Genomic DNA, 24586 nt, shown 5'->3' with positions numbered 1-24586 from the left:
CGCCACCTGCTCCAGGTGGCGGGATCAGTCGTTCCTGCGGCGAGCCTCGAGCATCGGCCCAGCGCGGCCTGAGAGGATGGCCGGGCCATGAGTGATCGTCGCCCCCGCAGTTCCTCGTCCGCCTCGTCTCCGGCGAACAAACGCCCTCGACCGCAGCGCCCGCAGCGTGCGGGCGGCAGTTCACCCGCGCGCGCGGGTGCCCGTGACGGCGTGGGTGGCGGCTCCCGCCCGCCGCGACAGAGCGCAGCGTCTCGTGACTCGGCGTCACGAGGTTCGACAGGACCGTCTCAACGAGATGCGGCGCGCACCGGGGCGAATGGTCGCTCGACGAACGAATCGCGACCGGCCGGGCGCCCGCACGTCCCGCTCGCCTTCGGGTACGGCATCGTCGCGGCGCTCGCGTCACTCGTCGTCCTCATGGTCCCGGTCTTCGCCGCATGGACGCTCGATGCACAGTCGACGTCGTCGTGGAACGACACACTCGGCGTCGCCATCGACCTGTGGGCGCTCGCACATCGCGGGCACGTCGTCGTCGACGGCATCACGGTCGTCTTCAGCCCGCTGCTGCTGACGCTCGGTTGCGTGCTCGCCGCTTGCTTCGGCGCGCGCGCGGCGTTCCCCGACGAACGGCTGCGCGCCGCGGACCTGCGCGCCATCATGCTCGCGTACGTCGGGGGATACGTGGTCGCGGCGCAGGTGCTCGGCATCGTCGCGGGGCTCGGCCACAGCCACATCCACTGGTGGTCGCTCATCGTGGGCCCGGCGCTCGTGGCCGCGCTCGGCGTGGCGTGGACGGCCTGGCACGAACGCAAGCACTCGCCCGAACTCGCGGCGCTCGACGAGGTCGTCGTCGAGGCCACCCCGCTGCTGTTGCGCCGTTCGCTGTCTGCGGGCCTGCGCGGCGCGGGCCTGTTCGCGGCGTTGTCGCTGCTGCTGCTCGTCGTGCTCATCGCCTGGCACGCGCCGCGCGTGTGGGCGGTTCAGCAAGCGCTCGCGCCCGGTGTCGTTGGCGGCTGCCTGCTCGTGCTGGCGCAGGTGATGGCCCTGCCCAACCTTCTCGCCCACATGGCGGGGTGGACGACGGGCGCGCCGTTCGAGGCGGGTGCCGTCAGCATCGGCCACTCCGGGATGACGCCCGGCACCCTGCCGATGGTCCCCGTCCTCGGGGCGCTGCCCGACCACGTCGGCCCGTGGGCCTGGGCGGCGCTCGCCGTGCCCATCGGCGTCGGCGTCTTCATCGGCTGGGCCTCGGGCCGGGCACTCACCCGGTTCGCGAGTCTGCGTGCGAAGCTGACGGTCGCGGCGAGCGCCGCCGCCGTCACGACGGTGACGATGTGGCTGCTGTGGTGGTTCTCGACGGCTTCGGTGTCGCGGGGGCTGCTCGAGTACGTCGGCCCGTCGTGGCAGGCGTGGCTCGTCGCGCCGCTGCTGCTCGTGCTGCCCGCGCTCGCGACGGCGGCGGCGCGTCACTGGCGTTCGAGCCACCAGACGTGACGCGACGTACGTGGCCCGCGCGGCGGGATCAAATCGTCGTTCTCGATCGTTGGGAGTGCTGTGAGTGAGATGCCCCAGCTGCCGCCCGGTCTGCGCAACAACGTCCTGTCGCTGCGGTATCTGCTGCTCGGGTTTCTGCTGTCGTGGCTGCCGCTGCCCGCGTCGGGCCTGGCCGCCATCCCGTTGGCGTTGTCGCTCTTCTACGGCATCCGCTACCTGCGCGACGTGCGCCGCGCCGGCGCCCCGGGCGCGTTCGGGCCCAACCTCGTCGGCCTCGTGCTGACAGCGCTGCTGCTCGTGATGACGGCCGCGCCGCTCGTGCATTACGAACGCACGAAGAGCTATCAGGAGTGCCTGTGGGGCGCCAACACCAACCAGGCGCGCGAATCCTGCGAGAGCTCCTACAGCCAGAACCCCAACGAGGTCGAGAAGTTCTTCTTCAACTGACCTCGGCGTGGCGTGCTCGGCGTCATCGCCTGGTCTCGTGAGGGCCAGGGCCACCTCGAGGGCAGCATCGACGCGCCGCATGATGTGCGGTGGTAACCCACCCCGGGGTGCACGTGGTGGTCGTCGTCGAGCACCTCGATGTCGTCGCGGGGACGCTGCCGATGAGTTCTTGGCCCGCGCGATTCGCGCCGCTGAGCTCGATCGGGACGATGCTTGGCAGCGGCGGCTTCGTCGAGGTCGTGACGCGCACGACGAGAGCGATGCGCAGATGGGTGTTACGGGCGTTGTTCGAGACGACGAGTCAGGGTTTCTCCCCGTGGCCGAGGTCGCGCCAGTAGATCTGGCCTCGGTGCATCGTCACCGCTGTGACCCTGCCGCGTGTTCGTCGTTCGATCGACGCCGTTCGCGCTGCTCGCGGCGCGCCCGATTGCTCCGGGCATGCTCGAGGTCGTCTCCTGTCTCGTGCGATGCGTACTCCGCATAGGCCGAGTCGAGCCGATATGAAGCATGAAATCCTTCGCCCATCACAGCAGGTCGCAGCCGTGCCTCACGAGCGGGCGCGTGCAGCTTTCCACCCCTCAGGACTACCGGGTTCGCAGTCGCTGCTTCGTCAAGCATGGTCGGTAGGGTTGTCCATGTGAGTGCCACGCCGCAGCTGCGCCCCGACACCCGACCGCTCGAGGTCGTCGTCCTCGTCTCCGGCAGCGGTTCGCTGCTGCAGGCGCTCATCGACGCAGAGGCCGACGCGGCCGCTCGCGGTCAGCGCTCGCCGTTCACGATCGTCGCCGTCGGTGCCGACCGCGAGTGCGCCGGTCTCGAGCGCGCGATGCTCGCAGGCATCCCGACGTTCGTCGTCGACACCGCCCATTTCGCCGACCGCGACGCCTGGGACGAGGCGCTCGCCGACGCCATCGAGCGCAGCTTCGACGACGACTCGGACGACCCCGATGTGCCGCCGCACCTCGTCGTCTCGGCCGGCTTCATGAAGATCTTGGGTGCGACGACGCTCGCGCGCCACACCGTCATCAACACGCATCCGGCGCTGCTGCCGAGCTTCCCCGGCGCGCACGGTGTGCGGGATGCCCTCGCCCACGGCGTCAAGATCACGGGTACGACGTGTCACGTCGTCGACGCCGGCGTCGACACGGGCCCGATCATCGCGCAGCGCGCCGTCGAGGTGCGCGCCGATGACGACGAAGACTCGCTCCACGAACGCATCAAGGTCGAGGAGCGCGACATGCTTGTGGACGTCGTCCGCAGGTTCGCACGTGGTTGGTCCATCAACGGCAGGACGGTTTTGATCAATGAGTGACGGTTTGCGCCCCATCAAGCGGGCCCTCGTCTCGGTGTACGACAAGACGGGTCTGGAGGAGTTGGCACGCGCCCTGGCCGACGCCGGCGTCGAGATCGTCTCGACCGGTGGTTCGAGCAAGCTCATCGCCGGTCTCGGCGTCCCGGTGACGCCCGTCGAGGAGCTGACCGGGTTCCCCGAGTGCCTCGAGGGTCGCGTCAAGACGCTGCACCCCAAGGTGCACGCGGGCATCCTCGCCGACTCGCGCAAGGACGACCACCTGGCGCAGCTGCGTGAGCTCGGCGTCGCACCGTTCGACCTCGTCGTCGTCAACCTGTACCCGTTCGCCGAGACCGTCGCGTCCGGCGCGAGCATCGACGAGTGCGTCGAACAGATCGACATCGGCGGCCCGACGATGGTGCGCGCGGCCGCGAAGAACCACCCCACCGTCGCGATCGTCACCGACCCGTCGCGCTACGACGACGTCATCACCGCCGTCAACGGTGGCGGCTTCACGCTGCAGCAGCGCACCGAGCTCGCGCGTGAGGCGTTCGTCCACACCGCGTCGTACGACGTCGCCGTCGCGACGTGGATGGGGGAGAACCTCGCCGGTTCGGACGACGAGGCGACGGGCGATCAGTTCCCCGACTGGATGGGCGCGACGTTCACGAAGGCCGCGAGCCTGCGCTACGGCGAGAACCCGCACCAGGGCGCGGCGTTGTACACCGCTGAGGGTCAGGCCGGCATCGCCCAGGGGGAGCAGCTGCACGGCAAGGCGATGTCGTACAACAACTACGTCGACGCCGACGCCGCCTACCGTGCCGCGTACGACCACGGCGACGCGCCGACCGTCGCCATCATCAAGCACGCCAACCCGTGCGGCATCGCCGTCGGGGCTGACGGCGATGACATCGCGGACGTGCACCGCAAGGCGCACGAGTGCGATTCGACGAGCGCGTTCGGCGGCATCATCGCGACGAACCGCCCGGTGACGAAGGCGATGGCCGAGACGGTGAAGGACATCTTCACCGAGGTCGTCGTCGCGCCCGCGTTCGACGACGACGCGCTCGAGGTGCTCACGCAGAAGAAGAACATGCGCCTCGTGACGGTGCCCGCGCCGGCCGGCTCGAGCCTCGACACACGCCCCATCTCGGGCGGCCTGCTCGTGCAGGAGCGCGACCTCATCGACGCAGAGGGCGAGGACAAGGACGGTCGCACCACGGGTGACGACCCCGAGCGCTGGCAGCTCGTCGCCGGCGAGGCCGCGGACGAGGCCACGATGCGTGACCTCGAGTTCGCGTGGCGTGCGGTGCGCGCCGTGAAGTCGAACGCGATTCTGCTCGCCAAGGACGGTGCGTCGCTCGGTATCGGCATGGGCCAGGTCAACCGCGTCGACTCGTGCAACCTCGCCGTGACGCGTGCGGGCGCCGAGCGGGCCCGTGGTTCGGTGGCGTCGTCGGACGCGTTCTTCCCGTTCGCCGACGGCCTGCAGATCCTGCTCGACGCGGGCGTCCAGGCCGTTGTCGCGCCGGGTGGGTCCATTCGTGACGCCGAGGTCATCGACGCCGCGAACAAGGCCGGCGTCACCCTGTACTTCACCGGTACGCGTCACTTCGCGCACTGAGTGACACCTATGATCGACAACCCCCAGATGGCGGGTTTGGCTCAAGATGGCCTGAACGTCGGCCACATCTTCGGCCAAACCTGCCATCGTCGCGGTGCCCTGCGATGACGCGTGACGCCAGAGCCTCCTCCGAGGCGCTTGCCCTCACTGCCGCGTTCTTCGGTGGGGCGTGCCTGTCGTTGCAGGCGCGCTTCAACGGGACGCTCGGTGAGCCGTTGTCCGAGCCGCTCGTCGCGGCGGTGTGGAGCTTCGGTTCGGGGCTCGCGCTGCTCGTGCTGACGCTCGTCGTGCCGAGCCTGCGCCGCGGCGCCGGTCGGCTCGTCGACGCGATTCGGGCTGGGCGTCTGCGCTGGTGGGAGTGCCTCGGCGGCGTCCTGGGTGGCGCGTTCGTCGCCGTGCAGACGAGCACGGTCGCCATCCTCGGGGTAGCGGTCTTCATCGTCGCGAGCGTCGGTGGCCGGGCACTCGGCGGGCTGCTCGCCGACCACGTCGGTGCCGGCCCCAAGGGACGCACGCCGATCACCCCCGCTCGCGCGCTCGCCGGCGCGTTCGCCGTCGTCGGGGTCGGCATCACGGTGAGCGGCCAGCACGTCCCGGGTGGCATCGCGATCCTGCCGGCCCTCGCCGTCATCATCGCGGGCGTCATGACGCAGTTCCAGCAGGGTCTCAACGGGCGCGTCAGTGCGCGGGCAGGTAGTTCGTACGCGACGACGCTGCAGAACTTCCTCGTCGGCGTGATCGCTCTCGTGGTGTTCGCCGGTGCGCGCGTGCTCCTCGGCTTCACGCAGTGGCAGTGGCCGCACGACGCTCCCTGGTGGGCGTGGCTCGGTGCGCCGCTGGGCATCGCGTTCATCGGGTTGTCGGCCTGGGCGACGGAGCACATCAGCGTGCTCGTGCTGGGCCTCATGGGCATCATGGGACAGCTCGTCGCGGCGCTCGTCATCGACCTGCTCGACCCGGTGGCGCGCGAAGGTGTCGGTGTGCGCACCGTCGTCGGCATGGTCGTCACCGCTGCGGCGGCAGCCATGGCGGCACGCTCCGGTGGCCGACGGGCTACTTCAGACGCGCGTTCGTGAGCTCGGCGAGACGCTTGTAGCCCGCGTCGTTGGGGTGCAGGCCGTCAGGGCTGATTCACTCCCGGTGACCGGTGAGCGGGAAGTCGAGATCCAGCCACGCCGCACCTGAGCTGCGCACCACGGGTGCGGCGGCATCGCGCAGCCGTACGAGGTCGGGTGGGGGAGAACTCGCCGGTCCGATCGGTGCGATGACGACGACGCGCGCCTCGGGGACGTGCTTCTTCACCGCCGCGAGCGTCTCGCGCAGGCCCTCGACGATGGTCGCCGTCGGCACGCCGCGGGCGACGTCGTTCCATCCGCCGGAGATGATGACCGTGCCCGGCTTCGACGCTGCGGCTCGTGCGACCTGGGAAGCGTAGTGCTGCGTCGGACGCCCCACGTCGTGGCCCATGCCAGGCACGGCGACGTTGATCTCGTTCCACCCGCGCTCAGCGCTCAGGACGGTTGGCCATCGCTTGTCCGGTGAGCTCGCCTCCGAGCCGGCGGAGTGGCTGTCGCCGACGAAGGCCACCACGGGGCGTCCGCTCAGGCTGGGTGAGGGCGCGTCGGCGACCGGGGCTGACGAACGGCGGCCGACGACGATGAACAACGCCACGACGAGCACCCCGACGACGAGTGCTACGAGCGCGGGAACGCGCCACGCCACTCGCCGCTCGGCACGCTCGTGTCATACGACGACCGTACGCGTGAGCCCAGGTCGATCACGAGCGTCCCGTCACACCCCGGTGTGAGCGCCGACCGCGCGCCCGGGGCGTCTGGCAGGATTGAGCCATGACTGCGACGACGCTCGACGGCAAGGCCACCCTCGCGACGATCAAGGAAGAGCTGCGCGAGCGCATCGCTGCGTTGAAGGCGCGCGGCATCACGCCGGGCCTCGGCACGGTGCTCGTCGGCGATGACCCAGGCTCGCAGTGGTACGTCAACGCCAAGCACAAGGATTGCGCGGAGGTCGGCATCACCTCGATCCGCAAGGATCTGCCGGCTACCGCGACACAGGCCGAGGTCGAGGCCGTCATCGACGAGCTCAACGACGACGAGAACTGCACGGGCTTCCTCATCCAGCAGCCGACGGGTCTCGACGAGGTCGCGCTGCTCTCACGCGTCAAGCCGGAGAAGGACGTCGACGGTCTGCACCCGGTCAACCTCGGCAAGCTCGTGCTCGGCGAGGAGGCGCCGCTGCCGTGCACGCCGATGGGCGTCATCGAACTGCTGCGCCGTTACGACGTGCCGCTGAACGGCGCGGAGGTCGTCGTCGTCGGGCGTGGGCTGACGGTGGGGCGCCCGCTCGGTCTCATCCTCACACGTCGCAGCGAGAACGCGACGGCCATCCTGTGCCACACCGGCACGAAGGATCTCGCAGCTCACACGAAGAACGCGGACGTCATCGTCGCCGCCGCCGGTGTGCCGGGGCTCATCACGAAGGACATGGTCAAGCAGGGTGCCGCAGTGCTCGACGTCGGAGTCAGCCGCGTCGACGGCAAGGTGGCCGGTGACATCGCACCGGACGTCGCTGAGGTCGCCGGATTCATGTCGCCGAACCCCGGCGGCGTCGGCCCGATGACGCGTGCGCTGCTGCTGACGAACGTCGTGGAGGCCGCCGAGCGTGAGGCCGAGGCTCGGGGTCGGTGAGTCACTTCAAGCTCGGCGTCCCGTGGCTCGTCGTCGTGTTGCCGGTCGCGTTGGGCCTCGCCGTCGTCTTCGGCGGGCATGTGCGTGTCGGAGGCATCCTCATGGCCGTGGGTCCGCTGCTGGGGGCGATCATGCGCGCCGTCTTCCCCGAGCGTGTCGTGCCCGATCTCAAGGTGCGTTCGAGGGGCACGGACGTCGCGTTGTACGCGCTCGGTGCGATCGTCACCTTCGTCGCCTTCACGGGCGTCAAGCTCGGTTAGGTCGCAGCCGATGACACGTCCCTCGGACGTCGAGGTGAGCGTCATCATCCCCGTCCGTGAGGCGAGCGAGCGAGGCCGTGCAGCTGAACGTGCTCGCCGCGCAGCTCGGCGCGCCGCCGTTCGTCCTCGTCCTTGTCGACAACGGGCGCAACGGCGACCTGCGTGGGGGGCCGCGCGCGGCGAATGAGCGTCGCAGCAGGGGCGGCACCCTAGAATCTGCGGCATGGGTTTGAAGATCTCGGTCATCGGCACGGGCTATCTGGGCGCGGTGCATGCGGCGTGCATGGCTGAGTTGGGTCATGACGTCGTGGGTGTCGACACGGATGTGTTGAAGATCGAGGCGTTGGCGGCGGGGCGTAGTCCGATCTTCGAGCCGGGGTTGCCGGAGTTGTTGGCGAGTGCGCAGGCGTCGGGTCGGTTGCGGTGGTCGACGGACATCGCTGATGTGGCGGATGCTGATGTGCATTTCGTGTGTGTGGGGACGCCGCAGAAGCCGGGGGAGTATGCGGCAAACACGGATTATGTGTTCGGTGCGTTCGCGTCGTTGGCGCCGCACATGAAGGCGGGGTCAGTGGCGGTGGGCAAGTCGACGGTGCCGGTGGGGACGGTGCCGCGCGTGCTGGAGGTGCTGCAGGCCGGCGTGCGTGACGGGGTGGATGCGCGTCTGACCTGGAATCCGGAGTTCTTGCGTGAGGGATTCGCGGTGAAGGACACGTTGACGCCGGATCGGTTCGTGTACGGCGTGGAGGGGGAGTTCGCGGATGCGAATGTCGCGCGTCTGGATGAGGTGTATGCGCGGGCATTGGCGGCGGGTACGCCGCGGTTGGTGACGAATTTCGCGACGGCTGAGTTGGTCAAGGTGAGCGCGAATGCGTTCCTCGCGACGAAGATCTCGTTCATCAATGCGATGGCTGAGGTGTGCGAGGCGAGCGGCGGTGATGTCGTCGCGCTCGCGGATGCGATCGGGCATGACGAGCGCATCGGCCGCAAGTTCTTGGGTGCGGGTGTCGGGTTCGGTGGGGGGTGCTTACCGAAGGACATTCGTGCGTTCATGGCACGTGGTGAGGAGCTCGGCCTGGCGGAGTCGGTGGAGTTCTTGCGGACGGTGGATGCGACGAACGTGCGTCGTCGTTCGCGGGTGGTGGAGCTCGTGCGTGACGTGTTGGGTGAGGACGTCGTGGGGGCGCCGGTGGCGGTGTTGGGGGCGGCGTTCAAGCCGAATTCGGATGATATTCGGGATAGTCCGGCGTTGGACGTGGCTGAGCGTTTGGTGGCCTTGGGTGTGGATGTGCGGGTGCATGATCCGGAGGCACTGGCTGTGGCGCGGGCTCAGCGTCCGGGGCCGGGTTATGTCGACACGGTTGATGAGGCGTTGGTGGGGGCGCGGGTGGTCGTGTTGTTGACGGAGTGGCAGGTGTACCGCGATCTCGACCCGGCCGATGTTGCTGAGCAGGTCGCGGGTCGTGTGCTCATCGATGGGCGGAATGCGTTGGATCGGCAGCGGTGGGCTGAGGCGGGTTTCACCGTCCACGCCCTCGGCCGCCCGACGATCACCCCCGCGAACTGACCACCTTCCCCGCGTCCAGATGCACGCGGGTGCACTTGGACGCAGGGTTTCGGGCTGGGCGCGGTTGCGGTCGGTGGGTTCGACACGATCATCCGGCCTTGAAACGATGAGCCCATGCGAGTGATCACGGCGAACGTCAACGGCATCAGGGCAGCGCGGCGTCGCGGGGGTCTGGAGTGGTTGGCGCAGCAGGAGCCGGACGTCGTCGCCATGCAGGAGGTGCGCGCGTCGGCGAAGCAGTTCGCGACCGCACTCGACGGTTCGGCTCTCGCCGAGTACGAACTCGCGCACGCCGAGTCGGCCGCTGCGGGCCGTGAGGGCGTCGCCATCCTGACGAAGCATGCGCTCGCGTCGTCGAGCTGCGTCATCGACGGCTTCGACGAGATCGGCCGCTGGGTGGAGGCTGACGTCGTCGTCGGCGGTCGCACTGTCACGATCTCGAGCGTCTACGTGCACACCGGTGAGGCGGGCACCGACAAGCAGACTGCGAAGTACGCCTTCCTCGACGCGCTGGAGGCGCGGATGGCGCAGCTCGTCGATCGTCCGGCGCTCGTCATGGGCGATTTCAACGTCGCGCACACGGTGAACGACCTCAAGAACTGGAAGGGAAACCGTGGCAAGGCCGGGTTTCTCGAGGACGAGCAAGCGTACCTGACGCGGCTCACCCAGAACGGCTGGGTCGACGTCGTGCGCGCCAATCACGGCGACGTGCCGGGCCCGTACTCGTGGTGGTCGTGGCGCGGAAAGGCGTTCGACAACGACTCCGGGTGGCGCATCGACTACCAGTTCGCGAGCCCGACGCTCGCCGCTGTCGCCCGCGAACCGTGGATCGGGCGCGCCGCAGCCTACGATCAGCGGTGGAGCGACCACGCGGCGGTCGTCGTCGACTACGACCTGGCCGCGCTCGAGAGGACGGGGGAGTGACGTGAGCGAACCGCGCGACGCCGCGTCGTCGGGCGAACCGGCCCAGGCTGACGAGGCCGTCGAGCCCGTCACGCCCGGGCAGTGGGGCACGTTCCGCACACGCGCCGATCAGCGACGGCTCGCGCAGGTGCAGGCCGCGAAGCGCGAGCGTGAGGCAGCGCGAGCCCGCCCGGACGTTTCGCTCAGCCTCGATGCTGGGCCGGCGCCGGTTCGCCCTCAGCAGGCGGGCCATGAGGTCGACAGCCTGGCCACCGGGGATGATCGCGAGACCTTCACCATCCTCGGCGTGTGCACGGGAAACGTCTGTCGCTCACCGTATTTCGAGCGTGTGCTGGCTGCCGACCTGGCGGGCCTGCCGGTACGCGTCGAGGGCGCCGGGACGGGCGCGTTGCTCATCGAGAGGATGTCATCGGGGACGCAGGTTCTCCTGCGTGAGCGCGGCCTCGACGGCGCGCGCTACCGTCCGCGTCAGGTGACGCCCGCGCTCGTGCGCGAGGCGGACCTCGTGCTGGCAGCGTCGCGCGAGCATCGGCGCGTCCTCGCCGAAGAGGCGCCGACGGCGGCGTCGCGCATCTTCGCGTTGCTCGACTTCGCCGACGTCTGCGCCGAGGCGCCCCTACCCCGAACCAAGGGCGTCGACGGGCTGCGCGAGTTCGTCGCCAATTCGACGGCGGGCAGCGTCGAGCGTCACAGCACTCGTTCGCGTGCCGAGGCGGAGATTCTCGACCCGTTCCGTCAGGGCCCAGAGGTCTTTGCGAGGATGGCGGCGCAGGCCGATCCAGCGCTTGCGGCGGTGGCGGCGGCCGTTCGTCGCATCATGGGTTGAACGATTCGGCACGACAGTGAGGATGAGCGGATGAGCAACCACCACGCAGTGGAGTGCTGGCTGACGGACATGGATGGCGTTCTCGTGCATGAGGAGCGCGCCATTCCGGGGGCTTCGGAGTTCTTGCAAGCGTTGCAGGAGACGGGGCGTCGCTTCCTCGTGCTCACGAACAACTCGATCTACACGCCGCGCGATCTGCGTGCGCGTTTGCTCGCGTCGGGCATCGACGTGCCGGAGGAGGCGATCTGGACGTCGGCGCTCGCGACGGCGCAGTTCCTCGCCGATCAGCGCGCTGGCGGCAGCGCGTACGTCGTCGGTGAGGCGGGGCTGACGACGGCGCTCCACAACGTCGGCTACACGATGACGGAGCGCGAACCCGACTACGTCGTGCTGGGGGAGACGCGCACGTATTCGTTCACGGCGATCACGCGCGCGATCCGTCTCATCGAGGGTGGCGCGCGGTTCATCGCGACGAACCCGGACGTCACGGGCCCGAGCACGGAGGGGCCGTTGCCGGCGACGGGGTCGATCGCGGCGCTCATCACGGCGGCGACGGGCGTCAAGCCGTACTACGTCGGCAAACCGAATCCGCTCATGATGCGCAGTGCGCTCAACCGCATCGACGCGCACTCGGAGTCGACGGTGATGATCGGTGACCGTCTCGACACGGACGTGCGCAGCGGCCTCGAGGCGGGGTTGCGCAGCATCCTCGTGCTGACCGGGTCGACGAAGCCCGACCAGGTCGACCGCTACCCATTCGTGCCGACGCGCATCTGCGATTCGATCGCCGACGTCGTGCCGCTCGTCCACGAGCTCGCGCCGCTCGACCATGAGTGACTTCGACCCCTGGGCCGACGAACGCGACACACCGTCGAACCCGAGCAGCACAGCGCAGCGGCCCGGCGACTCACCGGCCGAGGAGCCCGATTCATGGTGGGGCGACGACGACGCCGACGCCGCCGCCACGACGCTTCGGCTCGCACGCCGCACGCGGCCGGCATCGGGGACGCAGCAGGCGCCGCATGAGCCGAGCATCCTGACGGCCTGCACGGGCAACATCTGTCGCTCTCCGTATATGGAGCGTGTGTTGGCGCACGAGTTGGCGCCGCTCGGGGTGCGTGTCAGCAGTGCAGGCACGGGTGCGCTCGTCGGGCAGCCGATCGAGCCGGGCAGTGCGCGGTTGCTGGAGGCGCGGAGCGTCGACACGTCGAACTATGCGGCGCGTCAGCTCACCGAGGAGATGGTGGCCGGAGCCGATCTCGTCTTGGCTGCGACGCGCGAGCATCGTCGTCTCATCGTGCAGGTGGCGCCGTTCGCGTTGCGCAGGGTGTTCGCCGTCCTCGACTTCGCGGATTTGTGTGAAGGGCTCACCCCCGCTGACGTGGCCCGCGCGCGAGGCGACAACGTCGTCGCGCAGCTCGTCGCTGCAGCGGGCTCCCGGCGTGCTCAAGTGCCGGCGCGTCAGGACGACGCGGCGGACGTCGTCGATCCGTTCATGCGTGGTGACGCGGTGTTTCGCCAGATGCAGGCGCAGCTCGACGGGCCGTTGGCGACGATCTCCAGGGTGCTCAGCCCGTCGGTGTGACGCATCACGAGTCATGGGGATGCCTCGTTAACGCACTTGCTCCATCGTTTATGTGCCCAAGCACTCAGGTCGCGTGGTTGTGTGCCGCCGTCACGATTTCTGACAGCCATTGGGCGAAGGTCGGGCGGCCCTCCAGGATGTCGTCGAACGGCACCTCATCGAGCAAGCTGATGCCGGTCGCCGTCTTCACGTAGGTCGGGATGCCGCGGCGAGACGGTGCGATGGGCTCGTTTGCCTGCTTCCGTTGATGGCTTCGATGTCCCCACCACAATTGCGGATGACGTCTCGTAGCGCGAAGAGTCCGGCATCGATCAGGCTCGACCGCGCGCCCGCGTCGATGGCGGCGAAGACCAGTGTCACGAACTCGTGCATGATGAGGTGCGGCTGAACGCGGTAGGAGTTCAGATTTTCGCGCATGCGGCCCAGGAAAGCTTCGCGGTATTCCGCGCCGGAGCGTTCGGCGTCGAAGCCGGGTGTGTCACGGGGAACCTCGTAGAAGTCCATGAGGATGCCCACCGCAGCCTTGTCGGGCTGGGCGCCTAGTGCGCAGGCCGGGGGCACATACTTGTGCCAGGGCGCGCCGCCCTTGTGGCTGCCCGTCGGCGTCGATTTGGCCTTGGCGATCGCGGGGAACGCGAACATGTCGTGCCGCGAGAGATATGGATTGAGGATCTGCGTGACGAAGGCTTCCTCCGTCTGCCCTTCCACCACCAGCGCGTAGTACTTCATGACGCGCTGACGTTGTCGGCCGTCGGGCGGCAGCCGAGGAGGTTCATCTCCCACATCTCGGCTACGGAGTGGGTGTGGAGGAAGTCGTCGAGTTGCCCGCGGTCGGGTCCGGAGACGTGGGTCGACCCGTCGCGGCGTTCGAGGACTGCGATCTTCTCGTGGTCGAACTCACCGAGCAGATCCGTGGACTGGGTTGCGAGGATGACGCGGTGGCCGTCGCGTGCTGCGACCCGCAGAAGTTCGCTCAAGAGGTGAATGGCGAACGGGTGCAACCCTAGTTCGGGCTCGTCGAGGACGATCGTGGCGGGACGGTTCGGCAGGCGTCCTAGGTGTGCTGAGGCCCAATTCTGTCCCGGGTAAGGGCGCTGGGGGCTGCGCAGGTACGCTTCTCACGAAGTACGACCTGGCGGGCCCCGCACAGAGGAGAAATACGTGACTCACAAGATCATGACCGTCTATGGCACAAGACCCGAAGCGATCAAGATGGCCCCATTGGTTCTGGCCCTTCGCGAGGATCAGCGGTTTGATCCGATTGTCGCGGTAACTGGGCAACATCGCGAAATGCTGGACCAGGTCAACAGTCTCTTCGGGATCAGGCCCAACGTGGACATGAACCTCATGGCGCACGGCGCGAGTCTCGAACAAATCACCTCACGTACCCTCGAGGCGGTCGCCGAGTGCATCGCCGAGGAGAAGCCGGACGCCGTGGTCGTGCAGGGCGACACGACAAGTGCGCTCGCGGGGGCCCTCGCGGCGTTCTATCATCGTGTTCCCGTGGTACACCTGGAAGCCGGGTTGCGTACCGGAAACATGAGTTCTCCATTCCCCGAGGAAGCGAATCGTCGGCTGGTCGCTCCAATCGCGTCGCTGCACTTGGCTCCGACATCTACTTCTCGCGCCAACCTCCAGCGTGAGGGGATCGCTGCAGAGGACATCGTGGTGACGGGTAACACGGTCATCGACGCGCTCAAGACCACGACCGGCATCGAAACAGACTTCACCGATCCGCAGGTGGCGGACGCGTTGAACAGCGGGCGACGGATCTTGCTCGTGACCGCGCACCGCCGCGAGTCATGGGGGAACCGGATGACTGCCGCAATGTCTGCCGTCGCGGACCTGGCAACCCGGAACACAGATCTGCTCGTGCTTCTCCCTATGCACAAGAATCCGGTCGTGCGAACGGCGATCGAACCCATCCTCTCGGCGGCCAAGAACGTGGTTCTCACCGAGCCGCTGAGCTACCACGAGTTCGCGCACGTGCTCGCGGCAGCCGACATCGTGCTCACCGATTCCGGCGGGGTGCAGGAGGAAGCTCCGTCTCTGGGCAAGCCCGTTCTCGTCATGCGTGACACGACGGAACGCCCCGAGGCTGTGGAGGCCGGGACTGTGCGTTTGGTGGGCACCGACCGTGCACGGATCCATACCGAGGTCCAGCTGCTCCTTGACAACACCGTCGCCTACGATGCGATGGCTACGGCCGTGAACCCCTACGGCGACGGCCACGCAGCGGAACGCTGCGTGGCCGCCATGGCGGAGCTTCTCGGGGTGGGTCGGAGGGTAGCCGAGTTCACTCCCTGATTACTCTCGCCAGATTCCCCGTGTGTCGACATGGGGGATCTGGCGGATCTCGCTGTTGCTGATGGCCTTGAACCGGTCGTGATCGACAAGCAGCACAACGGCGTCTGCTGACGCTAGGGCAACATCGAGGCCCTCGAGTCGGACGTTTTCCAACGTTTCGAGGGCCGCAGGCAGGTGCTCGACATGGGGCTCCACGGCAAGAAGCTGCCACGTCGGGTCTGCCTTGCTCAGCCGCGAGACCACGGTGACAGCCGGGCTTTCGCGCAGGTCGTCGATGTTCGCCTTGAACGCGAGCCCAAGGCACGCGATGACGGCACCGGAGGGCGCGATGCGCGCCACGTCGGCGACCACGGTGTCCGGGCGTGCGTCGTTCGTCTCGCGGGCAGTGCGAATGAGGTTCGCCTGGTCAGGTGCAGCATCCACGATGAACCACGGGTCGACTGCGATGCAGTGGCCGCCCACGCCAGGGCCGGGGTTGAGGATGTTCACACGAGGGTGGCGGTTCGCGAGGCGGATGACCTCCCACACATCGACTCCGATGTGGCGGGAGATCTCCGCCAACTCATTGGCGAAGGCAATGTTGACGTCGCGGAAGGCGTTCTCGGTGAGCTTGGCCATCTCCGCAGAGGTCGCGTCTGTCAAGAGGATCTCTCCCTCGCAAAAGATCCGGTAGATCTCGGCGGCCTTCTCGGCGCATTGAGGCGAGATACCACCGACAACGCGGTCGTTGCTGACCATCTCGATCATGATGCGGCCGGGCAGGACGCGCTCGGGGCAGTGCGCGACGAACACGTCCGGCGACTCATGGTCGTGAGGGAACGTGAGGTCCGGGCGCGCCTGCGCGAGCCACTCAGCGATCTTCCGGGTCGTGCCGGCCGGGCTCGTGGACTCGAGGATCACGATGTTGCCGGGCTGGAGCACGGGTGCGATGGAGGAAACCGCCGACTCGATGTACGACAGGTCGGGTTCGTGCTCACCCTTGAAAGGGGTGGGCACGGCGATAAGGAACGCGTCGGCCGCCTCGACCTGGGTGGAGGCGGTGAGCATTCCGTCCGCCACGGCCTTCTCGACGGCGGCGTCGAGATCTGGCTCGACGATCGGCACGCGGCCCGCGTTGATCTCGTCGACGAAGTGAGTATTGAGGTCGACGCCGAGCACTCGGGTGCCCCGAGAGGCCAAAGCGGCACTCGTGGGCAAACCGATGTAGCCAAGGCCAATGACAGAAATCTTCATAGCTTCGCATCCCTGTTCTCGATCTTGCTCTGTACTATCCAGGCAATGGTTTCGCGGCATTCGTTCTCCCAGGTCATTGTGGCTGACCGTTCGAACACCCTTCTGGAAAGGGTGGAAAGGTTTGACCGCATTTCATAGATGGCGCGCAGTAAATCAGCCAAATCACCCGCGGCGACATCGGTCAGCCAACCCACCTCGTTCTCCTGAACAAAGCGGCGGTTTTCCGATAGGTCACTCGCAATAACTGGTCGACCACTAACCACGCATTCAAAGATCTTATTCGACAAAGAATCGTTCGCGGCATCTACATTTTCGTAGAGCGCCGTGCCCACATGAACCATTTGGTAAAAGGACGGCACCTCGTCCGAAGGCCATGGTCCGTGAAACGTGATCGCGTCGAGATGACCCGTTGACAGCGCGACATCCTCTAACTGTGACATAAACTCTGCGCTAGCGCGGCCGGCTATCTCGAGCTGAACATTAATGCCGCTGTCTCGAGCCATCCCCACGGCCTCGATCAAGGTTTCGACGCCACGACCAGGGTACAAGGTGCCTAAGCATCCTACGATTAGGTGATCATTCGACGAGGGGGGAGGCGCAAACGGGCGACGGAATGAGGCCGGAGGCGCGTTTCGAGCTACAAAAGTCCGCGCGCCCAGGCTGCGAAAATCGGTAGCATGGCTTTCGCAGACAGCTACCACCCGAATCCATCTCGAAGCCGCCAGGCGACGTACAACTAAGGGTTCGATGCGGGAAAACAGGGAGGCCAAAGAACCAGTAGTACGTACGCCCCCAGGACGTTCCCGCCCATTTAGAAGGACCTGGCTACCATAGCGCCTATGATGAAGTAGGCCGATAAAACCTAGAGAAATATGGCCGACGAGTACCGTATCTGCGGGTGTCGCGAGGGTCTTGCGAAGAAGAGTCCCCACGGGCCATGCATATGTGCCAACCAAGTTGACAATCTGCGCCGCTAAGGATGCGCCTTCTCGGGGCTTTCGGGTCTTGATTTTCAGACTCAAGACTGAGTCGATGTGCTCATCACGTGACGACCCTATCATTCCGGATCGACCAACCCGCGAGAGAGTGATTGCAATAGTTTCGACTCCGGCTTCGGCAGTTAGTTGGGCGATCTTGCGGGTACGGGTTGAGTGTTCATATGGCGCCAAGTCAATGGCCAGAAGCTTCGTCATTTGTATCCTTTCGCAAACTCGAGACAATTTCTATCCGCCGTGTCATAAAATAGAGAACTAGCAAGCCGACGCCATGAAGAGTTAAGCTTCGGAAGAATGAGTCGCTGCCTGATTTTACCCACACAATGGCATCCGATGTGGTGAAAATAAACATTATCCGCATGAAAGGAGATGTCGTGCGCCACGCGCGGACAGAGCACCAGCCAAGCAGGATTCCGACGAGTAGGAGGTAGAGGAGGCCGCCGATTGCTCCGAAGAAGAATATGGATTCGGCAAGAATGGATGGCGGTACGCCCGTTCCCTGTTCCCATCGGTCACTGAAGTACTGTTGCGAGAATGCAATTGAGACGCCATTGGGTTTGTTAGGCCACACGACTCTAGGCACAAGTGTAAAGAGTCCGCCAAAAAAATTCGATATGTTGAAGTGCCAATCCCCAGGGGCCGCTGCTATCGGGGCGCTCAGTGTTCTCAGGGTGTCCACGCCACCGTTAATGAACGGCTCTAACGACGAATGTAGTGTAGAGAAGATTGTCGATGTCTCGCTACCCTGAGACGCCACCGAGCGGCTAGTCTTCCGAACGGATATGGCGTACCACGTGGAGAAGGGGACCGCCGCAAGCAAAAGTACCACGAAAGCACCTGGGGGCACTCGTCTTCTGTGGGCCACGGCGAGAAGTAGAGCTATAGCATAGGATATTAGGGGAAATCGGGCTCCGCTGATAAACAGGTAACCGAAATATTCTGCGGACAGGGCGACGACAAGGATGCGTTGCGCGGGGCCTTTGGGCCGGGCTAGTAGTAAGAGCAATGAAGCTGCCGCGGGTATGGCCGCTAGAGCGCCAATAAACCCGAGACCGCTAAGCATGTCTCTGCGCGTGCTCAACCCGCTCAGAAGGCTCGTTAGACCACCGGCCGCCTGAAGCAGCCACAGGATGCTCACAATGCCAAAAGCGGCACTGATGTAAAGGACGCGTACAAAGCGTCGTTCATTGGTGATCGTCAGACGGATCCGTCTCGGTTTGAATTGCCTAACGGCAAAAGCCGTCCCTGCAGTAAGAAAGACCATTTGCAGACATGCCCATACTATGACGCGTCGTTGGGGGGACGCCAAGTCATCCCAAGGAGTCGCGAGGCCTGCCCTCCAGGCGATTGGGACGATGATCACCGACGCCCACAGGTAGGCTAAGGCAAGGCCGGCCGGGCTCAAGAGAAATTCGTATAGGTATCCGCGCGCGATAGCGACTAGAGCCCACGTGGCAGCCGGAGCTATTGCCAGACAGCCTAACCAGGCGTAACCGCCGGTATCGATTGCCGCATCTTTCGGCCCCAAGGCCATTAGGCCGATGGTAACGACTGTCAAGCCGAGAAGTTGTAGCGCTGCCGTTGGGGAAGGGCCGGTTCGGTGAAGGGTTCTTCTCTGCTCCCCACCGCTTGTGGATCTGCGTTTGCGAGTGTTACTCACGCGTCTGCACCTCCCCGATGGCGCGGTGTGTTGAAACAAGGGCTACTAAGTACCTAAAGAAAGTGGCGAACAGTAGGGATGCTGCGCCAAGCATCACGGAGTCTTCGATGGGTAATAGCAGAATGCTCGCGGCGAGAATTGCAATGGAACCTAACGACAGAGTGGATGTCCGCATTAACCTTCGACTGGATGAGATTGACCCGAGCAATGCACTGGGCACAACATACGCAACTCTAATCGAACCTGTTGCGGCCAGTAGTAGCGCCGCGGTGGGTGATGCTTGGGTATCGAAAAGAAAGCGATCTGACATGAGGAAAACGATGTAAAAAATCAGTGTCAGTGGTATGAGCGCCAGCAGGGACAAGATATTCGTTTTCTTGAGGGCGTGGCTAGACATCGTCTTGCTTAAGCGCACAGCTTCGGGCAAGGCAGTAAACCCCAGCACTGATGCCAGGGTGATCGCGGGGTAGACAATGCACAGTTTGGATGTCGCATACTGCCCGCCTGCCGCTAGGTTGTTAAATTTCCAGGAGAGGAGTGCCTGGTCCAGCCAGTCAATTGCGGCGAAGGGGAGGCCTGATACCGCAAAACCAAGTCCCATCGTGTACACGTGTCGACTCAGAGAACTATGGGTGTGGGAGTTTTTTATAAGCGCTAAGCAGCCGCAGGCACACGCTATCGATGAGCCTATGGCTAGGGCGATGACTCCGTCGCTGCTTGAGGTAGCATTCGGCAGTGCCATGCTGCCCAGCAAGATCAGCGCGGCGCACAAGCGATATCCCTGTTGCAGGACTGCCGATGCGGCGTACTTGCGATTGACTCTTAGGACAGCTGCCCCCAACTCAGAGACAGCGACGAGTGCTGGGGCGAAGGTGACGGTCGCGGTGGTCAGCGGGTCGGTCCGAAAGAACTTGTGGAGAGCAAACCCGGCAATGGCCCCCCACGCTAGGCCCAGGATAGCAGCGGCCTTTGTGTGGGGAACAAATCTGCTGGTAGACCCGCTCTCGATGGATACGCGGATAAGTGACTGATCCACTCCAATTAGAGAGATCAGCAAAATCAGTGGAATTGCCTGTCGAACAAGCTGGTATTCGCCGAAGCCGCTCATCCCTGCGCGGCGCGAAAAAATTAATTCTGCCACGAAGAGCGTTCCGACAGATGCTCCGTATATGGAGCCTGCGCGCACAGCAGGCAGAAGGGCTCTTCGGGCCATTTTCTATCGGATTCCTGCCCACTGACGGTGCCGATGAGCGGTGGACAGGATGAAGTTCACCACTCGCTGGCTGCAGTTGTCGATGAGGTAGTCCTCCGGGGTGATGTCGCTCACGCCGTCGCGCTCGTAGCCTAATTCCATGGCGACGCGCACGGCCGTCACCATGTCGTCGGCGTGCAGGCCGGTCATGATGATGGCGCCCGTGTCGAGCGCTTCGGGACGTTCGATCGAGTCGCGCAGCGTGACGGCGGGGAAGCCCATGAGCGAGCTTTCCTCGGCGATCGTGCCCGAATCCGACAGCACGCACGCGGCGCTGAGCTGGAGCTTGTTGTAGTCGTGAAAGCCGAGCGGCTCGCTGAACGTGATGCCCTCCGGTTCCCTCCACCCCGGTAGCGCTTCGAGACGCTTGCGCGTCCGCGGGTGTGTCGAGACGAACACGGGCATGTGGAAGGCGTCGTGGACGGCGATCAACCCGTCGAGCAGGGCGCGCAGCCGCTCAGGATTGTCGACGTTCTCCTCGCGGTGCGCGCTGACGAGGAAGTACTTGCCCTCCTCGAGCCCACGCTGAGCGAGTATGTCGGAGGCCTTGATCTGCTCGGTGTATGCCTCGACGACCTCACGGATGGGGGAGCCCGTCTTGATGATGCGGCGCGGGTGCAGGCCCTCGGCGAGCAGGTTGCGGCGCGCGTGCTCGGTGTAGACGAGGTTGAAGTCGGCGACGTGATCGACGAGGCGTCGGTTCGTCTCCTCCGGCACGTTCTCGTCGAAGCAACGGTTGCCGGCCTCCATGTGATACGTCGGGATCCGCAGGCGCTTGGCCATGACGGCGGCGATGCACGAATTCGTGTCGCCGAGCACGAGGACGGCGTCGGGGCTCTCCTGGCGCATGACCTCTTCGCTCTTCATCAGCGTGCCGCCCAGGACCGCGCCGAGGCTGGAGGTGTCGACGGCGAGGAAGTGATCGGGCTTGCGCACGCCGAGGTCGTCGAAGAAGACCCCGTTCAGCTCGTAGTCGTAGTTCTGCCCTGTGTGCACGATGACGTGCTCGACGCCCGGCGTGTTGTCCAGCCGGTTCATCACGCGCGCGAGCCGGATGATCTCCGGGCGCGTGCCGACGATGGTCATGACCTTCATCGTTCAGGCCTCCTTGCTCTCGGCGGGGCGCACCGGTTCCCAGTACGTGTCGGGAGCAGCCGGGTTGAACAGCTGGTCGGCCCAGAACATCGTGATGACGTCCTCATCCCCGGTGTTGGTTATGTTATGCACCCACAGCGTCGGCATGTCGATGACGGCCGGCTTCGTGCCGTCGACGTCGAAGTCGACGACCTCGTCGGTCAGCACCTTGCGCAGCGAGATGCGCGCCTTCCCGCTGATGACGACGAAACGCTCGATCTTGCTCAGGTGGTAGTGCTCACCGCGCGTCTTGCCCGGCTTCGTGTACGACACGAACGATTGGCCGCCGCTGCCGTGAGCGCGCACCGTCTCGATCAGCTCCCCGCGCTGGTCGGCGTTGACCATGAGCGAGAACGGGTACTTGTTCGGGAACGCCGCAGCCCGGTAGGCGTTGAACAGGTTCGTGTGGAAACGCGTCGGCAACTTCGGGATCTCACCGCGGCTGTAGACGTCGTGGAACTGCTCGAGCAATGACAGCACCTCCGGCACGCGCGTGTCGTGGCCGTGGGGGCGGATAAGGCGGTCGCGCGAAGACAGGGCCTCGATGAGCGAGGCCGCGGCATCCTGCACGTGCAGCAGCTCGACGGGGTTGTCGTTGACCGTCGGGGTCTCGCCCTCGAGCAGCTTGTCGATGAACGTCGCGACGAACGTGTTGTAGTACGGGCGAGCATGCTCGCCGAAAATGTTCGGCAGGCGTACCTCGACGTACGCGGTGGCGGCGTCGGCGAGGATCTCGCCCGCGCGCTCCTTGCCTCGACCGTAGGGAGAGCCGTTGCCGACCTGCGTGGAACTCGAGTAGACGATGCGTACGGGCTTGTCGGCTGCGCGCACGGCGTTAGCGACGTCCTGTGCGAGATCGACGTTGCCCTCCTCGACGGCAGTGTCCGTCTCCGCACGGTTGATGCCGGCCAGATGCATGACGGCGTCGGCGTCCGCGACCTGCGTCCGGAGTTCGTCCCAGTCGTCGCGGCCGATGGCGACGACGTCATGGTCGGTCAGCGTGTGCAGCCGTGCGCGCGTGTGCCAGCCGAGAAAGCCGTGCGCTCCGGTGATGACGATCTTCATGCTCGGGCCTCAACAATCTGCTGGATCTCGGGCAGGGTCATGAGCAGGTCGACGGCACCGTCGACGTCGAGCTGCTCGGTGTTGGCGGAGGTGTAGTCCGTCGCGTTCTTGAGTTCGGTCTCGCCCTCGGACGTGAACAGTTCGTACTCGAGCGAACGCGCGTCGAGCGGAACGCGGTAGTAGTCGCCCTGGTCGGTGGCCTTCACCATCTCCTCGCTCGACAGGAGCGTCTCGTGCATCTTCTCACCGTGGCGCGCACCGATGACCTTGATTTGCGGGTCGTCGACGCCGAGCACCTTGGCCGTCGCCCGCGCGAGCGTCTCCACGGTGCATCCGGGGGCCTTGCGGACGAACAGGTCGCCGCGCTCGGCGTTCTCGAAGGCGTGCAGGACGAGCGAGACCGAGTCGTCGAGCGACATGAGGAAACGGGTCATGCTCGGCTCGGTGAGGGTGAGCGGCTTGCCGTCCATGATTTGCCTGACGAACAGGGGGATCACCGAGCCGCGGCTGTACATGACGTTGCCGTAACGCGTCGTCGACACGACCGACGGGGAATCGGGGTTGTTGCGCGCGAACGCCTGCGCGCTCTTCTCCATGAGGGCCTTCGTCATGCCCATTGCGTTGACGGGGTAGACGGCCTTGTCGGTCGACAGGCACACGACGGAGCGGACCCCGGCGCGGCTCGCGGCGCGCAGCACGTTGTTGCTGCCGTCGATGTTGGTGCGCACCGCCTGGTCGGGGAAGAACTCACAGCTCGGCACCTGCTTGAGAGCGGCCGCGTGGAACACGTAGTCGGCGCCGACGAACGCGTCCTCGACTGAGTGTGCGTCACGCACGTCGCCGAGAAACAGCTTGAGCCGCGCATCGTTGAAGCGCTTGCGCATCTCATCCTGCTTCGCCTCGTCGCGGGACAGGACGTGCACCTGCGCGACATCCTGTGCGAGGAGGTGGCGCACCATCGTCGAACCGAACGATCCCGTGCCGCCGGTGATGGCGATGGTCTTGCCGGTGAGGTCAGTCATGTGTTGTCCTTCGTCGAAATGGCGAGGAGGGCGGCCTCGAGACGATCCAGCCCGGCGGTCGCGGAGAAGTTGCTGTCGAAGTAGCGACGGCCGTTCGCGCCCAAGCGCGCCAGAGCCGCATCATCGAGCGCAGCCAGCCGGTTGATGGCCGCCCGCGTCGCAGCAGCGTCGCCCGGCGTGACGGCGACGCCCGCATCTGCCTCCCGAACGACCTGGGCGGCATCACCTGCCGCGTGAGCGAGGATGGGCCGCCCCGCCGCCAGAGATGCCTGAACCTTGCTCGGCATCGTCACCCGCAGTAACGGCGTGTCCACGAGCGAGACAATCACCACGTCAGCCCGCTCGTAGTACTCCGCCACCTCATGGGCAGCGACAGGTGGCAGCAGGTGGATGTTCGACTGCGGCGACGAGGCGAGGCGGCGCTCCAAATCGCCGAGCTTGATCCCCGAGCCCATGAGGACCAAGTGCGCGGCGGCGCCTGAGAATGCATCCACGAGGTCGTCGAGTGCCTGCAGTTCACCGAGATTCCCGGCGTAGAGAAAGAGGCGACCCGAAGCTGGTAGGCCGAGGTCGGCGCGAGTTCGCGGTTTCTCCGGCAGGGGACGGTTCTCGACCCAGTTGGGGGTGTCGAAGATCTTGGCGTCGGGCACCCCTCGCTCGGTGAGCACGTCGCGCATACCCCGCGAGATGATGCCGATGCCCGATGCGTCGCGGTACGACAGTTTGCAGAACGCGTCCAGCGTGGTGTGGATGGCGCGCGCGGCCGTGCCCCCCGTGAAGCCGCTCTCAGTGACGCTGTCAGGCCACAGATCCTGAATGATCATGAAGTGCGGCGCCCGCCGTCCCGGGCGCTGAAGCATGCGTGGTAGCGCAGCCGTGGCGGGGGAGGAGTAGGTCAGCCACACGTCGGCCGGAGGGAGGAACTGTCCGGCCACGGATGCACTCGTCGCGAACGACAGGTAGTTGCCCATTCGCTTGACCGCGTTAGCATCGTGGCTCGGGTAGATAGGAACTCGGTGAACCGTGATGCCGTCGGTACCCCGCTCCCTGGAATAGGGCTTGAGTGAATAACCGTCGTAGATGCGTCCCGTGGGGTAGTTGGGGAACCCGGTGAGCACATTGACCTCATGGCCGCGTTGCGTCAGACCAATCGCGGGCGCGTACGCAGGCCCTGCCGGCTCAGGTGGGTACCACT

At 65.7% G+C, this 24586-nt stretch carries 26 protein-coding genes; 14 read left to right on the top strand and 12 right to left on the bottom strand.

Translation table 11 applies throughout. The annotated features are described in order from the left end of the window. The first annotated feature begins 87 nt into the window (after window positions 1-87). From ABH936_RS04840 to ABH936_RS04820, 5 genes are all read left to right on the top strand, one after another. Window positions 88-1494 carry a DUF6350 family protein gene (locus ABH936_RS04840; RefSeq protein WP_404602744.1) on the top strand — a complete coding sequence of 469 codons (1407 nt, stop codon included), beginning with the start codon at window positions 88-90 and terminating at the stop codon, window positions 1492-1494. A 60-nt stretch (window positions 1495-1554) separates the two neighbouring features. Continuing rightward, on the top strand, window positions 1555-1941 hold the full coding sequence (locus ABH936_RS04835) for a hypothetical protein (RefSeq protein WP_404602743.1): 387 nt from the start codon (window positions 1555-1557) through the stop codon (window positions 1939-1941). A gap of 616 nt (window positions 1942-2557) precedes the next feature. After that, window positions 2558-3253 carry a phosphoribosylglycinamide formyltransferase gene (purN, locus tag ABH936_RS04830; RefSeq protein WP_404602742.1) on the top strand — a complete coding sequence of 232 codons (696 nt, stop codon included), beginning with the start codon at window positions 2558-2560 and terminating at the stop codon, window positions 3251-3253. Then, a complete protein-coding gene (gene purH / locus ABH936_RS04825) occupies window positions 3246-4856 on the top strand; it encodes a bifunctional phosphoribosylaminoimidazolecarboxamide formyltransferase/IMP cyclohydrolase (RefSeq protein ID WP_404602741.1) in 1611 nt (536 codons plus the stop codon). Before purN ends, purH begins: the two co-directional genes overlap by 8 nt. Before the next feature lie 104 nt (window positions 4857-4960). Further along, entirely contained in the window at window positions 4961-5932 is a 972-nt protein-coding gene (locus tag ABH936_RS04820; RefSeq protein ID WP_404602740.1) for a DMT family transporter, read from the top strand. Between the two features lie 55 nt (window positions 5933-5987). Here the strand turns inward: ABH936_RS04820 and ABH936_RS04815 are convergent, their stop codons facing one another. Next, window positions 5988-6578 carry an SGNH/GDSL hydrolase family protein gene (locus tag ABH936_RS04815; RefSeq protein WP_404602739.1) on the bottom strand — a complete coding sequence of 197 codons (591 nt, stop codon included), beginning with the start codon at window positions 6576-6578 and terminating at the stop codon, window positions 5988-5990. Between the two features lie 125 nt (window positions 6579-6703). Between ABH936_RS04815 and ABH936_RS04810 the strand changes: the two genes are divergently transcribed. From ABH936_RS04810 to ABH936_RS04775, 8 genes are all read left to right on the top strand, one after another. Next, a complete protein-coding gene (locus ABH936_RS04810; protein WP_074046135.1) occupies window positions 6704-7561 on the top strand; it encodes a bifunctional methylenetetrahydrofolate dehydrogenase/methenyltetrahydrofolate cyclohydrolase in 858 nt (285 codons plus the stop codon). Beyond that, window positions 7558-7821 (top strand): DUF3017 domain-containing protein, encoded by a 264-nt coding sequence (locus ABH936_RS04805; protein WP_038569071.1) that lies wholly within the window; start codon window positions 7558-7560, stop codon window positions 7819-7821. Before ABH936_RS04810 ends, ABH936_RS04805 begins: the two co-directional genes overlap by 4 nt. Before the next feature lie 77 nt (window positions 7822-7898). Next, entirely contained in the window at window positions 7899-8054 is a 156-nt protein-coding gene (locus ABH936_RS04800) for a hypothetical protein (RefSeq protein ID WP_404602738.1), read from the top strand. Further along, on the top strand, window positions 8045-9388 hold the full coding sequence (locus ABH936_RS04795) for a UDP-glucose dehydrogenase family protein (protein WP_404602737.1): 1344 nt from the start codon (window positions 8045-8047) through the stop codon (window positions 9386-9388). The genes ABH936_RS04800 and ABH936_RS04795 overlap by 10 nt, the downstream gene beginning before the upstream one ends. Before the next feature lie 114 nt (window positions 9389-9502). Further along, on the top strand, window positions 9503-10312 hold the full coding sequence (locus ABH936_RS04790; RefSeq protein WP_404602736.1) for an exodeoxyribonuclease III: 810 nt from the start codon (window positions 9503-9505) through the stop codon (window positions 10310-10312). A gap of 1 nt (window position 10313) precedes the next feature. Continuing rightward, window positions 10314-11138, top strand: coding sequence for a hypothetical protein (locus ABH936_RS04785; RefSeq protein ID WP_404602735.1), 825 nt, complete (start codon window positions 10314-10316; stop codon window positions 11136-11138). Window positions 11139-11168: 30 nt separating this feature from the next. Beyond that, window positions 11169-11975 (top strand): HAD-IIA family hydrolase, encoded by an 807-nt coding sequence (locus ABH936_RS04780; protein WP_404602734.1) that lies wholly within the window; start codon window positions 11169-11171, stop codon window positions 11973-11975. Continuing rightward, a complete protein-coding gene (locus tag ABH936_RS04775; protein WP_404602733.1) occupies window positions 11968-12723 on the top strand; it encodes a low molecular weight phosphatase family protein in 756 nt (251 codons plus the stop codon). Before ABH936_RS04780 ends, ABH936_RS04775 begins: the two co-directional genes overlap by 8 nt. A 64-nt stretch (window positions 12724-12787) precedes the next feature. Here the strand turns inward: ABH936_RS04775 and ABH936_RS04770 are convergent, their stop codons facing one another. The 3 genes from ABH936_RS04770 to ABH936_RS04760 are packed head-to-tail and all read right to left on the bottom strand — an operon-like array spanning window position 12788 to window position 13772. After that, window positions 12788-12913: a hypothetical protein gene (locus ABH936_RS04770; RefSeq protein ID WP_281711046.1), complete on the bottom strand. Its 126-nt coding sequence runs from the start codon at window positions 12911-12913 to the stop codon at window positions 12788-12790. Further along, complete coding sequence (locus tag ABH936_RS04765) at window positions 12910-13452, bottom strand: DUF4276 family protein (protein WP_281711047.1); 543 nt, start codon at window positions 13450-13452, stop codon at window positions 12910-12912. The genes ABH936_RS04770 and ABH936_RS04765 overlap by 4 nt, the downstream gene beginning before the upstream one ends. Next, complete coding sequence (locus ABH936_RS04760; protein WP_281711049.1) at window positions 13449-13772, bottom strand: AAA family ATPase; 324 nt, start codon at window positions 13770-13772, stop codon at window positions 13449-13451. Before ABH936_RS04760 ends, ABH936_RS04765 begins: the two co-directional genes overlap by 4 nt. 127 nt (window positions 13773-13899) lie before the next feature. Between ABH936_RS04760 and wecB (ABH936_RS04755) the strand changes: the two genes are divergently transcribed. Further along, window positions 13900-15030 carry a non-hydrolyzing UDP-N-acetylglucosamine 2-epimerase gene (gene wecB / locus ABH936_RS04755; RefSeq protein WP_281711050.1) on the top strand — a complete coding sequence of 377 codons (1131 nt, stop codon included), beginning with the start codon at window positions 13900-13902 and terminating at the stop codon, window positions 15028-15030. Here the strand turns inward: wecB (ABH936_RS04755) and wecC are convergent, their stop codons facing one another. From wecC to ABH936_RS04715, 8 genes are all read right to left on the bottom strand, one after another. Then, window positions 15031-16263: a UDP-N-acetyl-D-mannosamine dehydrogenase gene (gene wecC, locus ABH936_RS04750; RefSeq protein ID WP_404602732.1), complete on the bottom strand. Its 1233-nt coding sequence runs from the start codon at window positions 16261-16263 to the stop codon at window positions 15031-15033. After that, the gene (locus ABH936_RS04745) at window positions 16260-17456 is read right to left on the bottom strand and encodes a glycosyltransferase (RefSeq protein ID WP_404602731.1); all 1197 of its coding nucleotides are present in this window, start codon (window positions 17454-17456) and stop codon (window positions 16260-16262) included. The genes wecC and ABH936_RS04745 overlap by 4 nt, the downstream gene beginning before the upstream one ends. Next, on the bottom strand, window positions 17434-18522 hold the full coding sequence (locus ABH936_RS04740) for an oligosaccharide repeat unit polymerase (protein ID WP_404602766.1): 1089 nt from the start codon (window positions 18520-18522) through the stop codon (window positions 17434-17436). The genes ABH936_RS04745 and ABH936_RS04740 overlap by 23 nt, the downstream gene beginning before the upstream one ends. Before the next feature lie 388 nt (window positions 18523-18910). Then, on the bottom strand, window positions 18911-20059 hold the full coding sequence (locus ABH936_RS04735; protein ID WP_404602730.1) for a hypothetical protein: 1149 nt from the start codon (window positions 20057-20059) through the stop codon (window positions 18911-18913). 75 nt (window positions 20060-20134) lie between these two features. Further along, window positions 20135-21265, bottom strand: coding sequence for a non-hydrolyzing UDP-N-acetylglucosamine 2-epimerase (gene wecB, locus ABH936_RS04730; RefSeq protein WP_404602729.1), 1131 nt, complete (start codon window positions 21263-21265; stop codon window positions 20135-20137). Window positions 21266-21268: 3 nt separating this feature from the next. After that, window positions 21269-22369 carry an NAD-dependent epimerase/dehydratase family protein gene (locus ABH936_RS04725; protein WP_404602728.1) on the bottom strand — a complete coding sequence of 367 codons (1101 nt, stop codon included), beginning with the start codon at window positions 22367-22369 and terminating at the stop codon, window positions 21269-21271. After that, window positions 22366-23391, bottom strand: coding sequence for a polysaccharide biosynthesis protein (locus ABH936_RS04720; protein WP_404602727.1), 1026 nt, complete (start codon window positions 23389-23391; stop codon window positions 22366-22368). The genes ABH936_RS04725 and ABH936_RS04720 overlap by 4 nt, the downstream gene beginning before the upstream one ends. Further along, window positions 23388-24509 carry a glycosyltransferase family 4 protein gene (locus tag ABH936_RS04715; RefSeq protein ID WP_404602726.1) on the bottom strand — a complete coding sequence of 374 codons (1122 nt, stop codon included), beginning with the start codon at window positions 24507-24509 and terminating at the stop codon, window positions 23388-23390. Before ABH936_RS04715 ends, ABH936_RS04720 begins: the two co-directional genes overlap by 4 nt. Window positions 24510-24586: the final 77 nt, after the last annotated feature.

Source organism: Dermacoccus sp. GAS27A (assembly GCF_044909235.1).
GTDB lineage: Bacteria > Actinomycetota > Actinomycetes > Actinomycetales > Dermatophilaceae > Dermacoccus > Dermacoccus nishinomiyaensis.
The sequence above is the reverse complement of the archived record's forward strand: the minus strand, read 5'-3'. Positions and strand labels throughout refer to the sequence as shown.

Excerpts from the sequence above, each read along its gene's own strand:
- ABH936_RS04790 (WP_404602736.1), top strand. The coding sequence starts at position 9,503 with ATGCGAGTGATCACGGCGAACGTCAACGGCATCAGGGCAGCGCGGCGT.
- ABH936_RS04795 (WP_404602737.1), top strand. The coding sequence starts at position 8,045 with ATGGGTTTGAAGATCTCGGTCATCGGCACGGGCTATCTGGGCGCGGTG.
- ABH936_RS04745 (WP_404602731.1), bottom strand. The coding sequence starts at position 17,456 with ATGACGAAGCTTCTGGCCATTGACTTGGCGCCATATGAACACTCAACC.
- ABH936_RS04810 (WP_074046135.1), top strand. The coding sequence starts at position 6,704 with ATGACTGCGACGACGCTCGACGGCAAGGCCACCCTCGCGACGATCAAG.
- ABH936_RS04720 (WP_404602727.1), bottom strand. The coding sequence starts at position 23,391 with ATGACTGACCTCACCGGCAAGACCATCGCCATCACCGGCGGCACGGGA.
- ABH936_RS04775 (WP_404602733.1), top strand. The coding sequence starts at position 11,968 with ATGAGTGACTTCGACCCCTGGGCCGACGAACGCGACACACCGTCGAAC.
- ABH936_RS04725 (WP_404602728.1), bottom strand. The coding sequence starts at position 22,369 with ATGAAGATCGTCATCACCGGAGCGCACGGCTTTCTCGGCTGGCACACG.
- ABH936_RS04840 (WP_404602744.1), top strand. The coding sequence starts at position 88 with ATGAGTGATCGTCGCCCCCGCAGTTCCTCGTCCGCCTCGTCTCCGGCG.
- ABH936_RS04765 (WP_281711047.1), bottom strand. The coding sequence starts at position 13,452 with ATGAAGTACTACGCGCTGGTGGTGGAAGGGCAGACGGAGGAAGCCTTC.
- wecC (WP_404602732.1), bottom strand. The coding sequence starts at position 16,263 with ATGAAGATTTCTGTCATTGGCCTTGGCTACATCGGTTTGCCCACGAGT.
- ABH936_RS04740 (WP_404602766.1), bottom strand. The coding sequence starts at position 18,522 with ATGGTCTTTCTTACTGCAGGGACGGCTTTTGCCGTTAGGCAATTCAAA.
- purN (WP_404602742.1), top strand. The coding sequence starts at position 2,558 with ATGGTCGGTAGGGTTGTCCATGTGAGTGCCACGCCGCAGCTGCGCCCC.
- purH (WP_404602741.1), top strand. The coding sequence starts at position 3,246 with ATGAGTGACGGTTTGCGCCCCATCAAGCGGGCCCTCGTCTCGGTGTAC.
- wecB (WP_404602729.1), bottom strand. The coding sequence starts at position 21,265 with ATGAAGGTCATGACCATCGTCGGCACGCGCCCGGAGATCATCCGGCTC.
- ABH936_RS04780 (WP_404602734.1), top strand. The coding sequence starts at position 11,169 with ATGAGCAACCACCACGCAGTGGAGTGCTGGCTGACGGACATGGATGGC.
- wecB (WP_281711050.1), top strand. The coding sequence starts at position 13,900 with ATGACCGTCTATGGCACAAGACCCGAAGCGATCAAGATGGCCCCATTG.
- ABH936_RS04820 (WP_404602740.1), top strand. The coding sequence starts at position 4,961 with ATGACGCGTGACGCCAGAGCCTCCTCCGAGGCGCTTGCCCTCACTGCC.